This window comes from Undibacterium sp. TJN19 (genome assembly GCF_049339485.1).
GTDB lineage: Bacteria > Pseudomonadota > Gammaproteobacteria > Burkholderiales > Burkholderiaceae_D > Undibacterium.
This window is the reverse complement of record NZ_JBMPPL010000002.1, coordinates 288,840-304,139: the sequence shown is the minus strand read 5'-3', so window position 1 is coordinate 304,139 and position 15,300 is coordinate 288,840. Positions and strand designations below refer to the sequence as shown.

10 protein-coding genes and 1 other RNA gene are annotated in these 15,300 nt (G+C 52.3%); 1 reads left to right on the top strand and 10 read right to left on the bottom strand.

Annotated features, from left to right (window positions below):
• Positions 1 to 11: 11 nt before the first annotated feature.
• The 10 genes from murD to rnpB form a co-directional block, all read right to left on the bottom strand.
• On the bottom strand, positions 12 to 1,535 hold the full coding sequence (gene murD / locus ACO0LH_RS09560) for a UDP-N-acetylmuramoyl-L-alanine--D-glutamate ligase (RefSeq protein WP_422940843.1): 1,524 nt from the start codon (positions 1,533 to 1,535) through the stop codon (positions 12 to 14).
• 63 nt (positions 1,536 to 1,598) lie between these two features.
• Positions 1,599 to 2,768, bottom strand: coding sequence for a phospho-N-acetylmuramoyl-pentapeptide-transferase (gene mraY / locus ACO0LH_RS09555; RefSeq protein WP_422940842.1), 1,170 nt, complete (start codon positions 2,766 to 2,768; stop codon positions 1,599 to 1,601).
• 1 nt (position 2,769) lies between these two features.
• Positions 2,770 to 4,170, bottom strand: coding sequence for a UDP-N-acetylmuramoyl-tripeptide--D-alanyl-D-alanine ligase (locus tag ACO0LH_RS09550; RefSeq protein WP_422940841.1), 1,401 nt, complete (start codon positions 4,168 to 4,170; stop codon positions 2,770 to 2,772).
• Positions 4,170 to 5,720: a UDP-N-acetylmuramoyl-L-alanyl-D-glutamate--2,6-diaminopimelate ligase gene (locus tag ACO0LH_RS09545; RefSeq protein WP_422940840.1), complete on the bottom strand. Its 1,551-nt coding sequence runs from the start codon at positions 5,718 to 5,720 to the stop codon at positions 4,170 to 4,172. The genes ACO0LH_RS09550 and ACO0LH_RS09545 overlap by 1 nt, the downstream gene beginning before the upstream one ends.
• Entirely contained in the window at positions 5,720 to 7,483 is a 1,764-nt protein-coding gene (locus ACO0LH_RS09540) for a peptidoglycan D,D-transpeptidase FtsI family protein (protein ID WP_422940839.1), read from the bottom strand. The genes ACO0LH_RS09545 and ACO0LH_RS09540 overlap by 1 nt, the downstream gene beginning before the upstream one ends.
• A complete protein-coding gene (ftsL, locus tag ACO0LH_RS09535; RefSeq protein WP_422940838.1) occupies positions 7,480 to 7,755 on the bottom strand; it encodes a cell division protein FtsL in 276 nt (91 codons plus the stop codon). Before ftsL ends, ACO0LH_RS09540 begins: the two co-directional genes overlap by 4 nt.
• Positions 7,752 to 8,711 (bottom strand): 16S rRNA (cytosine(1402)-N(4))-methyltransferase RsmH, encoded by a 960-nt coding sequence (gene rsmH / locus ACO0LH_RS09530; RefSeq protein ID WP_422940837.1) that lies wholly within the window; start codon positions 8,709 to 8,711, stop codon positions 7,752 to 7,754. The genes ftsL and rsmH overlap by 4 nt, the downstream gene beginning before the upstream one ends.
• A 9-nt stretch (positions 8,712 to 8,720) precedes the next feature.
• Positions 8,721 to 9,149, bottom strand: coding sequence for a division/cell wall cluster transcriptional repressor MraZ (mraZ, locus tag ACO0LH_RS09525; RefSeq protein ID WP_422940836.1), 429 nt, complete (start codon positions 9,147 to 9,149; stop codon positions 8,721 to 8,723).
• Positions 9,150 to 9,676: 527 nt separating this feature from the next.
• On the bottom strand, positions 9,677 to 12,856 hold the full coding sequence (locus tag ACO0LH_RS09520) for a bifunctional diguanylate cyclase/phosphodiesterase (protein ID WP_422940835.1): 3,180 nt from the start codon (positions 12,854 to 12,856) through the stop codon (positions 9,677 to 9,679).
• Between the two features lie 243 nt (positions 12,857 to 13,099).
• Positions 13,100 to 13,451, bottom strand: an RNA gene (gene rnpB / locus ACO0LH_RS09515) — RNase P RNA component class A.
• Positions 13,452 to 13,587: 136 nt separating this feature from the next.
• Between rnpB and ACO0LH_RS09510 the strand changes: the two genes are divergently transcribed.
• Positions 13,588 to 15,285 (top strand): thiamine pyrophosphate-binding protein, encoded by a 1,698-nt coding sequence (locus tag ACO0LH_RS09510; protein WP_422940834.1) that lies wholly within the window; start codon positions 13,588 to 13,590, stop codon positions 15,283 to 15,285.
• The last annotated feature ends 15 nt before the right edge of the window (positions 15,286 to 15,300 follow it).

Here is a 15,300-nt window from a genome sequence, read left to right as displayed (position 1 = left end):
CAACTGCCGCATCAGCAGACCTCCCCACGCGCCAGTGCGATTTCGCGCACGGCGTCAACAAATACCTGGGCCCGGTGGGCATAGTTGCGGAACATATCAAAACTGGCACATGCCGGTGACAGCAAGACGATATCGCCTTCCGCCGCCATGTCAGCCGCTGCCTGCACGGCCATTTCCAGGCTGGCACTGTCATGCAAACTGACACCGGTGATTGCCAGAGCCTGTTGCAGTTCTGGCGTCGCTTTACCTATCAGAAATACCGCTTTGGTATAACGCTCAACCGGGTCAGCCAGGGGAGAAAAATCCTGCCCCTTTCCTTCGCCGCCAGCAATCAGGATAATGCGTTTATGCAAAGCATCTGACTGTTGTCCTAAACCTTTCAATGCAGCTACGGTAGCACCGACATTGGTACCTTTGCTGTCGTCGATAAAATCAACGCCGGCGATATTGGCGACTTGTTCCACACGATGCGGCTCACCCTTATAGTCACGCAAGCCGTGTAATAAAGGGGCAAATGACAAACCGATACCGCGACACAGTGCCAGTGCGGCCAAAGCATTGGCAGCATTGTGCTGCCCGCGGATTTGCAATGCATCGGTAGGCATCAGGCGCGTGATGAGAACAGGAATTTCTTCAACTTCTTTTTTCTTGCGACGGCTATTGGTGTTAACTGGCGTATCGTCCGCAGAACTGGCAGCTGCCAGCCAGCCCATGCCATGTTCATTGAGCAAGCCCAGGTCGCCAATATGTTTGGGCGCATCCACACCAAAGCTGATCGCATTACCCATCGGTCTTGCCATGGACATGACCAGTGCATCATCGCGATTCAAGACCTGTAAAGTGTGCTCGCCAAAGATGCGTGCCTTGTCTGCACAATAGGATTGCAGACTGCCGTGCCAGTCCAGATGATCCTGGCTGATATTTAATACGGTTGCCACATCTGCTTGCAGGCTAAGGGTAGTATGCAATTGAAAACTTGAGAGTTCCAGTACCCAGACTTGGGGCAACTGCTCGTTATCCAGACATACACGTAAGACATCAAGCACTGCCGGGCTGATATTGCCGGCTACTTTTACCGACAGACCGGAGCGTTCGCATAACAGACCTGTCAGGCTGGTCACCGTGGTTTTGCCGTTGGTACCAGTAATCGCGATGACTTTGGGCTGATACTCGCGCTCTGCTTTCAGTGTTGCCAATGCCTGCGCAAATAATTCGATTTCACCCCAGACTGGCAGTGATTTCTCTTTCGCGGCTGGTAGCAATTCGCTCAGTTCACGCAAGGGCGACAGGCCAGGGCTGACGGTGACAAGATCAATGCCATCAAGTAATTCTGTATTGAAATTGCCAGCGACAAATTCAATTTGTGTATCTTCAGCTTCCGGATTGGCAAGCGCTAACAACTGGGGCAATCTGTCGGGCGCTTCACGGGTATCGGCAACACGCAGGCGCGCGCCAGCGCGCAGCAGCCATTGCGCCATCGCCAGCCCGGTTTCACCCAGGCCCAGAACTAAGACATTTTTTCCCGAAAAATCCATATACCACTATTTCTATAAATCAAACTTGTAACTCAATATCAGCGCAAAAAAATCAACGCAAAATCAACGCAACTTCAGTGAAGACAAACCAATCAAGACCAGCAGCATGGTGATGATCCAGAAACGCACGACGACCTGTGTTTCCTTCCAGCCCTTCTTTTCAAAATGATGGTGGAGTGGTGCCATCAATAACAAACGGCGGCCCTCGCCATATTTTCTTTTTGTGTATTTGAAGTAGCTCACTTGCAGCATCACAGACAAAGTTTCTGCGACAAAAATACCGCCCATGATGAAGAGTACGATTTCCTGCCTGACGATGACGGCCACCGTACCGAGGGCACCACCGAGCGCCAGAGCGCCAACGTCACCCATGAACACCTGGGCCGGATGGGCGTTAAACCACAGAAATGCCAGACCCGCACCTGCCATCGCACCGCAGAAAATCAGCAATTCACCCGCCCCCGGGATATGCGGTATCAGCAAATATTTTGCATAGCCCACATTACCGGTCAGGTAAGCAAACAAACCCAGGGCTGACCCCACCATGATGGTCGGCATGATGGCCAGGCCATCAAGACCATCGGTAAAATTGACAGCATTGCTGGTGCCGACAATCACACAATAGGTCAAGGCGATAAAGCCCCACACACCCAACGGATAACTGACCGTTTTAAAGAACGGTACGATCAGATCTGCTTTTGGCGGCAAATCCATATTGAAGCCCGACTGTACCCAGGCAATAAACAATTCCAGTACTTTTGAATTGCTCGGTGCGGAAACAGAAAATGCCAGGTAAAACGCTGCAATCAGACCAATCAGCGACTGCCAGAAATATTTTTCACGAGAACGCATACCTTCAGGGTCTTTGTGCACTACCTTGCGGTAATCATCGACCCAGCCGACGGCACCATAACCCAGTGTCACGATCATTACCACCCAGATAAAACGATTGCTTAAGTCACCCCACAACAAGGTCGACACACCGATTGCAATCAGCACCAATACGCCACCCATGGTAGGCGTGCCGGATTTGACCAGATGCGTTTCCATGCCATAGCTGCGTACAGCCTGGCCAACTTTCATGCGGGTCAGCATGCGTATCACCGCAGGACCGGCAAAAATACCAATCGAGATGGCCGTCATCGTGGCAAACACTGCGCGAAAGGTAATAAACCCGAAGACGCGCAGCCAGCCCAGATCCTGCTTGAACATATCAGCCAACCAAAGCAACATACTAGTGATTCCCTATTATTTTTTGTTGTAATGTATTTGTATCGCCGGGTGTCAACAGATGAGCGACCACCCTCTCCATCTTCATGAAACGCGAACCTTTCACCAGGACCGTAGTTTCACTCCGGGTATTTTTGTCAAGTGCCGCCAGCAAACTGCCGAGATTGGAAAAATGCTGTGCACCGGGGCCATAAGCTGTGGCGGCATGGGCGACCAGATCACCCAACAACATCAGTTGCTGCACACCGCGCTGACGTGCATAATCGCCAATCTCCTGATGGAACTGCGCACCGTTTTCACCGACTTCACCCATGTCACCCAGCACCAGCGTGGTGTCTCCACCAATTTGCGCCAGCACATCAATCGCAGCGCGCACAGAATCGGGATTGGCGTTATAGCTATCGTCAATCACCGTGGCCCCGCACTTCGCCTGCTTGCGTTGCAAGCGTCCGTTAACTGGCGAAAAATTTTCGAGGCCAGAAATAATCGCGTCCTTACTGATCCCTATGGCGTGGCAACAGGCTATAGCAGCCAGTGCGTTCATGACATTGTGCTGACCAGCTGCCTGCAGACGCACTGCCATCGGCTGCCCCAGCAGGCTGACCTGCAAATCATTGCCAAATACGCCGGGCAGATAAGTTGCCTGCACATCGGCATCATCAGTCAGACCAAAACTCAAGGTTTTACGGCTGCCGCGTTCAGACGCAAAGGATTGCCATAAGGTGCTGAATTCATCATTTGCCGGGAATACGGCTACGCCATCATCAGGCAGAGTTTGAATGGCAACGCCATTTTCACGCGCAACAGCTTCTACTGTCTGCATGAATTCCTGATGTTCACGCTGGGCGTTATTCACCAGTGCAACAGTTGGCCTGGCTACGCTAGCCAGCAAAGCGATTTCACCAGGATGATTCATGCCCATTTCAATGACGGCGGCCTTATGCCCCTCATGCAATTGCAGGATGGTCAAAGGCACGCCAATTTCATTATTCAGGTTACCGCTGGTCGATAATTTGCCATCTGCACCATACGCGGCAGCCAGGATGGAGGCGATCATTTCTTTCACCGTCGTTTTGCCATTGCTGCCCGTGACACCAATGATGGGCAAACTAAACTTCTCGCGCCAGAAACGTCCGGTTTCTGCCAGGGCCATTTTGCTGTCTGGCACTTGCAATGACGGCAGGGTAAAACCCTGCGGCAGCGATTCAGCAATCACCGCAGCAGCACCGGCAGCAGCGACTTGCGGCAGGAAATCATGGGCATCAAAATTTTCACCGCACAAGGCGACGAACACATCACCAGCACTGATCTTGCGGCTGTCTGTGGTCAGGCCGGTGATTTGCGCATCGCCTGTCAGACTTGCACCAGTCAGAGCGCCCTGCAATTCATGAAGGGAAAATTGCATCAGCTTCCCCTTTTCATATTGCCGCTGGTCGCGACAGTGGCCAGCGCAAGCGCAGCATGTTCTTCATCAGAAAACGGCCATTTCTTGCCGTTGATGTCCTGATAGGTTTCATGACCTTTACCGGCCAGCAGCACGACATCATGATGATCGGCATGCTTGATCGCATACAGGATGGCATTCGCCCTGTCGTCGATGACCTGGGGTGCGGTACTCATGCCTTGCAAGATATCCTGAATAATTTGCGCCGGGCTTTCACTACGTGGATTGTCACTGGTCACGACGACATGCTGTGCCATCTCGGCAATCTTGCCCATCTGCGGACGCTTGCCAGGATCGCGATCACCACCGCAGCCAAACACGCACCACAACTGGCCCGAGCGTTCTTGCGCTACCTGCTGCAAGGCTTCCAGGGTTTTTTCGAGCGCATCTGGCGTATGGGCATAATCGATGACGACCATGACGTGCCCGGCCGTGCCCAATAACTGCATGCGACCTGGTACGGGGGTCAGTTTTTCCAGAACGGCAACAGCCTTGTTCCAGGTGATGCCTTTACTGAACAATACGGCCAGAACCGCCAGGACATTGCTGACATTGAACTTGCCTATCAATTGTGTCTTGACCAGGCCAGACCCAAACGGCGAGTCCAGATGAAAACTGGTACCGGCATAATTGGTTTTCAGGTTGCTGGCAGACAGGATCGCCAGGTCAGGCATCTCTGCCAGACCGGAGGGGAGTGTTTTTTCCAGACTGTAGCCGATAATCTTCGGATTTGCCTGTGTTTTCTGTACGCGCGCCAGCAGTTCAAGACCAAATGCATCATCCAGGTTCACTACGGCCGTACCCAGATTCTTCCAGTCAAACAAGCTGGCCTTTGCTTCGGCATACGCTGCCATGTCACCATGATAATCAAGGTGATCACGCGTCAGATTGGTGAAAACAGCCACATCAAAATGCAGCCCGTTCAAACGCCCCTGATGCAGGCCTATGGAAGAAGCTTCTATCGCCAGAGCCTGCGCACCTTCACGATTGAGTTCTGCCAGTCTTTGCTGCAAGGCGATGGCGTCTGGTGTGGTATAACCTGTCTCTGCCAATTGACCCAGCATGCCGTTGCGATACTGGCCTACACCCAAAGTACCAATCACGGCAGCGGGCGTGCCACTCAGTGACAAGGCCTTGGCTATCCATTGCGAGCACGAAGTCTTGCCATTGGTGCCGGTAACGGCAACATTGAACCAGTCCTGATCTGCTTGCCCATACCAGGCATGGGCGACCGGGCCAGCAAGTTCCTGCAAATTTGATACGGCCAGATGTGGGACATCAAGTGAAGTATCCCAGTTAAAACCTTCTGCCTCAAACACTACCGCTGCGGCGCCATTTGCCACAGCGTGGGCAATGTGCTGCCGACCGTCGTTAATCAAGGTACGCAGGGCGAAAAAGACATCGCCCATTTTTATGGCGCGCGAGTCTGAACTCAGCTGCGCATCGGGTTCTGGCACATTCTGTTTCAGCCAGTCCAGCAAATCATTCATAGTGATATTTGTGTTAGTCATTACATGCTTTCCTGTACGCTGGTGTCAGGAATAATGCTGGTGACTGATGAATCTGGTGGCACATTCATGGAACGCAAAACGTTCGCCGTAATAGCCGCAAAAACCGGCGCGGCAACAGTGCCGCCGTAATATCCACCGACGCTGGGCTCGTCTATCATGACGGCAACGATGATGCGAGGATGTGATACCGGTGCAAAACCTACGAAGTCGCCGACGTATTTATTGACGTAGCGACCGCCTTCTAATTTATGTGCCGTGCCTGTCTTGCCAGCGACACGGTAACCGGCCACCCTGGCCTGGGTAGCAGTGCCGCCAGGCTCGGTCACGGTTTCCATCATCTGGCGTAACTGGCGCGCGGTCTTTTCTGAAATGACACGGGAACCTGGTGGCATTTCTGCCGACTTTTGAAAAGTCAGCGGTATCATGTCGCCGTTTCTGGCAAATATCATGTAGGCACGTGCCATCTGTATCAGGGAAACAGAAACGCCATGACCATAACTCATGGTGGCCTGTTCAATCGGACGCCAGTTTTTGTAGTTACGCAAACGACCGGCGACTGCCCCAGGGAAACCAAATTTTGGCTGCTGGCCAAAACCTACCGTCGTAAACAACTCCCACATTTCCTGCGGCGGCATTTGCAACGCCATTTTGACGGTGCCAATATTCGATGATTTTTGGATGACTTGGGCTACGGTCAGCGATCCCTGCTTGTGCGCATCATGGATCAGCGCAGGGCCGATGGCCATCACACCCGGCGCGGTCTGGAAAACCGTGTCAGGCGTCACCCGGTTGGTCTCCAGTGCCAGTGCCACTGTGAAAGGCTTCATGGTTGAGCCAGGCTCGAAAGTATCGGTCATCACGCGGTTACGCAGTTGGGCACCGGTCAACACCGACCTGTCATTCGGGTTATAGGTAGGCAGGTTGACCAGGGCCAGCACCTCGCCGGTTTCCACGTCGAGCACTACTGCACCACCGGCCTTGGCCTTGTGTTTTTCTACCGCTTCTTTCAAATGCGTAAAAGCGATGTACTGAATCTTGCTATCTATCGACAGGGTCAGGTCTTTGCCATCATGCGGTTCACGCACAGCTTGTATATCTTCAACGATATGGCCGAGGCGGTCTTTGATGACGCGACGGCTGCCCGTCTTGCCTGCCAGGTTTTTTTCTGACGCCAGTTCTATGCCTTCCTGGCCTATGTCTTCCACATTGGTAAAGCCCACAACGTGGGCCATGACTTCACCTTCGGGGTAGAAACGCTTGTATTCCTTGCGGGTTTCTATGCCTTCTATACCCAGCGCCAATATCTTGTCTGAAACATCGGTTTCCACCTGGCGTTTCAGATAGACAAACTGGCGATCGGAATCGAGCTTCTTGCGCAACTCTGCTTCTGTCATGTCCAGCAGCTTTGCCAGTTGCTGTATCTTTTCTTTCGGTGCTTCCAGCACGTCATCAGGGATGGCCCAGATGGCTTTCACCGGCACCGACGATGCCAGCACCTGGCCATTACGGTCAGTAATCTTGCCGCGGGTAGCCGGCAATTCAAGCGTGCGCGCATAGCGGTTTGCACCTTGCTGCTGTAAAAAATCCTTGGTCATGCCTTGCAGATACAAGGCTTTGGCAATCAGGGTCAAAAAGGCCGCAAATAAAACAAACAATATCAGGCGAGAACGCCAAGTAGGCAGTTTCACATCCAGCACGGGGCTGGAAGAAAATGCCACGCCGCGGGAACCGGCCGTGCGTGCGGTGGTCGCTGAGCGGCTCATTTGACCTCCACCGCTTTCAGGTACTGCGTACGCTCCGGCGTGACCGCCACCATGTCCAGCTCGCGCACAGCGCTTGTTTCTATACGCGCATGCTTACCGAAGGTGGATTGATCGAGCTTGAGTTGCGTCCACTGCAATTCATATTGCTTGCTGAAACTCTGCTCACGCTCAAGTTCGATAAACAGGCGTCGCGCCTGATATTGCGAATTGATCAAAGACAGGGCGCAGGCGATCAACGCGATGGCCAAAATGATATTGATGCGGGTAGTCACGCGTTCACCTCAGGCAGGCGTTCTGCCACGCGTAAAATCGCCGACCTTGCACGTGGATTGGCACTGACTTCGGCTTCTGACGGCTTGATGCGGTTCAGCAGACGCATTTTCGGCTGCGGCAAATCCACATGACGTATTGGCAAACGCCGGTCCGGCTGCTCAAGCTTGACCTTGGACGCGAAGAACTGCTTCACGATACGGTCTTCCAGCGAATGAAAGCTGATCACCGACATGCGGCCATACGGTGCCAGGGCATCAAATGCCGCTGCCAGGCCTATTTCGAGATCTTCAAGTTCCTGATTGATGAAAATCCGTATAGCCTGAAAGGTGCGAGTTGCCGGGTCTTTACCCTTCTCGCGAGTTTTGACGGCGTGTGCGACGATTTCTGCGAGCTGTCGTGTTCCAGAAATGGACTCTGTCTTCCGGCGAGCAACAATCGCCTTTGCAATCTGAAAAGCAAACCGTTCTTCCCCATAATTTTTTATAACCTCCGTAATATGTTCTTCGTCGGCAGTCGCCAGCCATTCGGCTGCCGAAATGCCACGTGTGGTATCCATGCGCATGTCCAGCGGCCCGTCTGACCTGAAACTGAAACCGCGTGTGGCGTCATCAACCTGTGGTGATGAAATGCCCAGATCCATCAATATGCCGTCAACCTGGCTTACGCCACAATCAGGCAGGGCTTCACCCATCGCGGCGAAGCTGTCATGTACGATTTGAAAACGGCTGTCCTCGATTTGGGCAGCACTGGCAATCGCCTGTGTGTCTTTATCGAAAGCGATCAGGCGGCCATTGCCTGCCAATTGTGTGAGAATCAGGCGACTATGGCCGCCACGGCCAAAAGTGCCATCTATATAAATGCCACTGGCACGCTGGTCTGCAATGCCCAGGGCATCTACAGCCTCATGCAACAACACCGTCTGGTGTGTAAAATCTGCCGCTTGCTGAATACTCATTGCCTGCGATCAGAAAGAAAAATTGTTTAATACATCAGGAGCGCCGCCAGCAATGGCTTTCGCTTCGTTTTCAGCCAGTTTGGCCGCATCCCAGATTTCGAAATGGCTGCCCATGCCCAGCAGCATGACATCACGCTGCATGCCAACGGCGCTGCGCAGTTCTGGCGCAACCAGAATACGGCCAGCGCTGTCCATGTCCACATCAAAGGCATTGCCAAGGAAAATACGTTTCCAGTCGCGCGCCTGGATGGGCCAGGCAGCGATTTGTTCACGATGGGATTCCCAGGTAGAGCGTGGAAATAACAGCAGGCAGCCGTCAGGATGGCGGGTCAGGGTAATCCGGCCTTCGCACTGTACATTGAGCGCGTCACGGTGCCGGGCTGGGATAGACATCCGGCCTTTGGCATCGAGATTGAGTGAAGACGCACCCTGAAACACGCTATTACCTTCTTTTTGAAAATGGTTCGAACTATTGCTGGTTAAATATAAGCATGGAATGTAAGCGAAATCGGGATATTTGTTCCACAAAATTACACTTTTTCACACTATTGCCCACTTTAGAGTAGGACTTGAGCCGGGTCAAGCGAATTTAAGGGGTGATTTTTGAAATTATGTAATGAAGTCAATGACTTAGCGCAACTACTTGAGGTTGGCCTTTTCTAATTTACCCTGATAAATTAGAGACTTACGAAATATAGTGAAAGTAGCGTCTCATATATAACCATGTGTTTGTGTCTGCATGTTGTAATGCAAGCGTTAGTACGGCTATAAATGCCCTGGAGAAAGGAAGTGCCTGCGATCAATTTTATGAACGCAAAATCGAGGATTGGCCTATTAACAAGCACTCAAGGCCATCACGTGGCTGAAATAACAAAAAATTGATGATTTGAGATGGGGGAAACATCACCAACTGACGAAGATATCTCTCAGCGAAGCAGGTGCTTATTTAGCTGTCTTTGGCTGTTTTAGCCGACTTTGGCCTGGCGCTGCAATAACTGCAAGAACTCTTTATCCGACACGGCCTTACTGAAATAGAAGCCCTGGTATTCATCGCATTTGCATTCACGCAGGGTTGCCAGTTGAGTTGCAGAATCTACCCCTTCAGCGATGACCTTGATACCCAGGGTATGGGCCATCGCAACGATGGCCAGCACGATGGCGGTATCGTTGGGGTCATCAGGGATGTCCTTGATAAACGAGCGGTCAATCTTGACGCTATCGACAGGAAAGCGTTTGAGATAGGCCAGCGACGAATAACCGGTGCCAAAATCATCAATCGAGAGAGTAAAGCCAGCCTCCTTGAGGCCGTCCATCAGCTGTATGGCCTGCTCACGATTATGCATGACCATGCTTTCGGTAATTTCGAATTCGATAGAATTGGAAGGAACCCGCCAGAAATCCACGACGCTTTTGACTTCATCAAGCATATTGGCATCATTGAACTGGGCACCTGACAGGTTGATGGCCACTCGCCCAAAGTCCTTGTCGATGCCACGGAAACTCAGCATGTCGCGGCATGCGATGTCCAGCACCAGCATGCCCAGGCGGGCTATCAGACCAGCTTCTTCGGCCAGCGCGATGAACTCAACCGGATATAGAATACCGCGCTCAGGGTGATTCCAGCGCACCAGCGCCTCAGCACCTACGATGCGCTCTGTAATGACATCAAGCTTGGGCTGATAATGAACCACAAATTCACGTCGCTCCAGCGCTTTGCGCAGTCTTGCCTCAAATGCCAGCCTTTCAACAGTGTGGGTGTTCATTTCCGAGGCATAGAACTGGTAATTGTCCTTGCCCTTGTTTTTCGCCCTGTACATGGCGATATCGGCATTTTTCAGCAGGGTCTGGGCGTCCTTGCCATCTGCGGGGAAAGTCGCAATCCCTATGCTGGCACTGAGCTGGCATTCCTGGCCATTGATATCAAATGGCTGGGCAGCTTCAAACAGCAGCTTGTCGGCGACATCTCCCAGATCGCGCGGCTCGTTGAACTGATCAATCAGTAAAATGAATTCATCGCCACCTATCCTGGCAATGATGTCTGATTCACGCAGACACTGGCGGAAGCTGCGCGCAACAGTGCGCAAGACGTGGTCACCTTCATCATGCCCGAAGGTGTCATTGATGTTTTTAAAACGGTCCAGATCCAGAAAAAGAACCGCCAGCTGGCTGCGGTTACGCTCGGCAATGGCCAGCGAACGCGACAGATGCTGGTTATAGAGGAAGCGGTTGGGTAAGCCTGTCAGCTCATCATAATGCGCAAGCTGCATGATTTTTTTCTCTGAACGTCGCCCTTCTATCGCTATTCCGGCTATATCTACCGTTATCCGTATCAGACTCAGGTCTTTGTCGTCGAAAGCCTTGCGACTGTAGGAAAACAGAGTAAAGCTGCCCAGCAACTGACCATTCTTGCCAAAAATGGGCCAGGCTGCGCAGGAAGGGAATTCGGACAGGGTTTCGACCGCATTGACAAACTGCATGGCAGGCGCATGCTGAAAATCACTGAGCCACACCGATTGTGCCGTCAACACGACCTCTGACCATATCCCGCTGCCATGCGTCACGACCATGCCTGGGATTTGCGTCAACAGTACCGTAGGGAAGCGGCTTCCTGTCGCCTGGGCAAAACTGCGTCTGTCTTCTGACAGCAGTTGGATGCCACAACGCCAGTGGGGGCAAAGTTTCTCGACAAACTGACAGATGGCCTCCAATATGGAAGGCAGATCATCGTCACCACCTATCAGTTGCAAAAGGTGGTTTTGTCCCTCCATCAGCAATTCAGTATATTTACGGGCATTGGTATCGCGGATGACACAGAACACCAGCATTTCGCCGTCAACCTCTACACGGCTCAGTGAAATTTCATTGTACTGAATCTGGTCATGCCTGACGGTTACCCATTCAAATCTTTGCGGCTCGCCCTTGAAAGCCTGATCGATCAGGGTCACCACCAGCACATCTTTATCCTGACCTGGCAAGCCTTCAACTGCCTGCATGCTGGAAGAAAAACTGCCAACCTTGCGGCCTATGACTTCGGATTCGACTTGTCTGCCAAACAACTGCAATGCTGCCGGATTGCAATCTACATAGCTGTAGTCACGACCAATTAAAAGAATGGCGTCCTGCGCGCCCTGATATAACAGGCGATAACGGCTCTCACTGGCTTCCAGCCGGGCCTTGGAATCACGCAAATGGCGGATCTGCCAGAGCAAAATCAGGGCCAGAATAAAAATAAACCCGGCTGTCATTGCAGTAACCATGACTTTTTGTGCAACCCGCGTGTTCCAGTCCGCCAGGATGGTTTCAATATCGCGGGAATACACAAGTGTGAGAGGGAATTCTGCAATCTTGCGATAACTGATCAAAACCCCTTTGCCATCAGCGTTGGTGCCACGAACAACACCTTCATTAGATTTGGTGCGAACGACAAGATCAATCGCTGTTCTGGAAAAATCGGCTTCCTTATTTTCTGTATTCGCCTGCGCACCAGTCAATTGTTTGCCGGATTCATCATACAAGGCGATGCTGGCACTGCTGCCTAAAGCAATGCGCTCGTAAAAATCATGGAAATAACGTAAATCAATATCAATCTGTATCAGCCCAATTTGCTTGCCGCTGATGTCAAAAAAACTTTTAGCAATAGGCAACACCCAGTGCCCAGTCTGTATTAACTGGAATGGCTTGCCAAGTACCACCCTGGTATTTTCAGGACTATCAAGCAGATACTTGATGTGCGTCTGATCAACCTGGATATCGGCCAGGGCAGCGGCCTGCTGGCTCGATACCCAGCGCTTGCCTTGTGTGTCAAAAAGGGAAATGGCAAAAATGAATTCGGATTCCTGGCGCTGTCTGACCAGCATCTGACGAATAAGGACTTCATCACTGGGGGCAACCTTGGTTTCAGTGAGCACTTCATCACTGACCACGCCCATGACCTGTACGGCATCGCGTAGAATCTTGCTGACATGCTCTTCCAGGATGCGGACTGCGAGGAAATTGTGTTCCTGGGCAGCATTAATCGTCAATGACTTATCTTGCGCCATTGACCACCAACTCTGTCCGATGATCGCGGCAGCGATCAGGCAAATGCAAAGTGCAAATGCCGCGATAGGTACGTCACGCTCTTTTCTAATCCCGCCAGTCTCCATGCGCTTGCAATGTGTTGGTTTGAAAAGCGTACAACTTTATCCCTTGCCAGTGTACCACTGGTATTTTCATAAAATTGACTTGCTTGCAGGGAATGATGCTTGATGGAGACAAATCACGAAGGTATAGGCAAGCCAAAGGACAGCGCCTGATGTTTTTTGATGGAAATGAACTGCAGGTGATCTGGCAATGAGCAGGAAATCGCTGGAAAGCGATCCTTATGCTACAACGCATATCAGGAGAAAAAATAAAGCAGGCCGGTAGGCCGGATTCTGTTACGGCATAAGACATTGCTGCCGTCTGCTATGACAATCATTCCTCTAGGCGACGGATTGCTCCGCCGCTCAAGCTTTCTACCCGCACGCTCCGCGAGCAACATCAACGCGTGCCTATTTGAAATTGCTCCGGGTGGAGGTTACCGCGTTTCACCGTAACTTAATACGCTCGTCTCTGTGGCCCTATTCCTCGTCTTATACCCGGGCTTACACCCTGGCTTTCGACGTACGGCCGTTAGCCGTCACCCTGCTCTATGGAGTCCGGACCTTCCTCCCGTCACCTTGATTGCTCAAGGCAACCAGCGATTGTCTGGCCTGCTTCGGGCGCTATTCTACCTCATTCAGGGTTAGTTAATCTAAGCTATTCAATGATAATTCCGTGCATAAGCCTCAAATACGATGCAAATTAAGCAGGCTTTCTGGTAGCGTACTGCTTTTACTTTTTATCATTGTCTATCATGCTGAAATCACGTTCTGGCGGCCAGTTGATTGTGGATGCCCTGCAAGTCCACGGTGTCGATACCATCTTTGGTGTACCTGGCGAGAGTTATTTGCCGGTGCTGGATGCCCTGCATGACAGCCCTATACGCTTTATCATCAACCGCCAGGAAGGCGGAGCTGCCTTCATGGCTGACGCCTATGGCAAGATGACAGGCAAACCCGGCATTTGTTTTGTCACCCGCGGGCCAGGTGCGACCAACGCCTCTATCGGTGTGCATACGGCTTACCAGGATTCAACGCCAATGATTTTGTTCATAGGCCAGGTCGGCAATGATTTTGTCGAGCGCGAAGCCTTCCAGGAGATTGATTACCGCCGCATGTTTGGCCAGATGGCGAAATGGGTAGCGCAGATAGACCACGCCGACCGCGTGCCTGAATATATCGCCCGCGCCTTCCAGGTCGCCACCAGTGGCCGTCCGGGCCCGGTTGTGCTGGCATTGCCGGAAGACATGCTGGCCCAGGTGGCAGAAGTGGCTGATACCCGCCATTACACACCGGTACAGGCATCTGCCTCGCCACAACAACTGGCGCAACTGCGCAATATGCTGGCTGTGTCGCAACGCCCTGTAGTTTTACTGGGCGGCAGTGGCTGGGATGCTACCGCCTGCCAGCATATCAGTGAATTTGCCGTCAGCAACCGCTTGCCGGTCGCCTGCGCCTTCCGTTTCCAGGATCTGATGGACAATGCGCACCCCAATTACATCGGCGATGTTGGCATAGGTATCAACCCCAAACTGGCGCAAAGACTGCAGGAAGCCGATCTGATCATTGCCATCGGCCCGCGTCTGGGTGAAATGACTACCGGCGGCTATACCGTGCTGGAAGCACCCATACCGAAACAAAAGCTTGTCCACATCCATAGCGATGCACTGGAACTGGGCCGGGTCTACCAGGCTGATCTGATGATCAACAGCGGCATGAAAGAAATTGCCGAAGCACTGGCCGAAATGGAAGGTCTGGATGCCGCCAGCAAATGGCAAGCCACAGTAACAGAAGCCAAAGCCGACCTGCACGCATGGCAAACCGAACCGGCCATTTTTGCCAAAGAAAATGCGCCGCTGAATTTATGGCAAGTCGTGCAAGACATCAGGCAACATGCGCCAAAAGACACGATCATCACGAATGGGGCAGGCAATTATGCAACCTGGGCACACCGCTACTTCCCGTATGGTGGCATGCGCACCCAACTGGCACCCACCTCTGGTGCCATGGGCTACAGTGTGCCTTCTGGCGTTGCCGCCAAGATCATAGACCCGCAACGCACCGTCATCACCTTTGCCGGTGATGGCGAATACCTGATGAATGGGCAGGAGCTGGCAACTGCCGTGCAATACAAGGCGGGCGTGGTGATTATCGTTTTCAACAATGGCATGTATGGCACGATACGCATGCATCAGGAGAAAACCTTCCCGGCCCGCGTTTCTGGCACCGAGTTGCATAATCCTGATTTTGCCGCATTGGCCCGCGCCTTCGGTGCGAGTGGCGAAACTGTGAATACCACGGCTGAATTTGCACCCGCCTTACAGCGTGCGCTGGAACATAGCCGCCAACACAATTTGCCAGCCCTGATAGAACTGCGTTACGACGGCAACCTGATTACACCCGGGGCCACTCTGGAAACCATGCGCAAGACAGCGCAAGAGGCAAGTAAATAATACCGACTTCATCAA

Bases quoted from the DNA above. Each gene is read 5' to 3' on its own strand.
- murD (WP_422940843.1), bottom strand. From the start codon at position 1,535: ATGGATTTTTCGGGAAAAAATGTCTTAGTTCTGGGCCTGGGTGAAACC.
- mraY (WP_422940842.1), bottom strand. From the start codon at position 2,768: ATGTTGCTTTGGTTGGCTGATATGTTCAAGCAGGATCTGGGCTGGCTG.
- ACO0LH_RS09550 (WP_422940841.1), bottom strand. From the start codon at position 4,170: ATGCAATTTTCCCTTCATGAATTGCAGGGCGCTCTGACTGGTGCAAGT.
- ACO0LH_RS09545 (WP_422940840.1), bottom strand. From the start codon at position 5,720: ATGACTAACACAAATATCACTATGAATGATTTGCTGGACTGGCTGAAA.
- ACO0LH_RS09540 (WP_422940839.1), bottom strand. From the start codon at position 7,483: ATGAGCCGCTCAGCGACCACCGCACGCACGGCCGGTTCCCGCGGCGTG.
- rsmH (WP_422940837.1), bottom strand. From the start codon at position 8,711: ATGAGTATTCAGCAAGCGGCAGATTTTACACACCAGACGGTGTTGTTG.
- ACO0LH_RS09520 (WP_422940835.1), bottom strand. From the start codon at position 12,856: ATGGAGACTGGCGGGATTAGAAAAGAGCGTGACGTACCTATCGCGGCA.
- ACO0LH_RS09510 (WP_422940834.1), top strand. From the start codon at position 13,588: ATGCTGAAATCACGTTCTGGCGGCCAGTTGATTGTGGATGCCCTGCAA.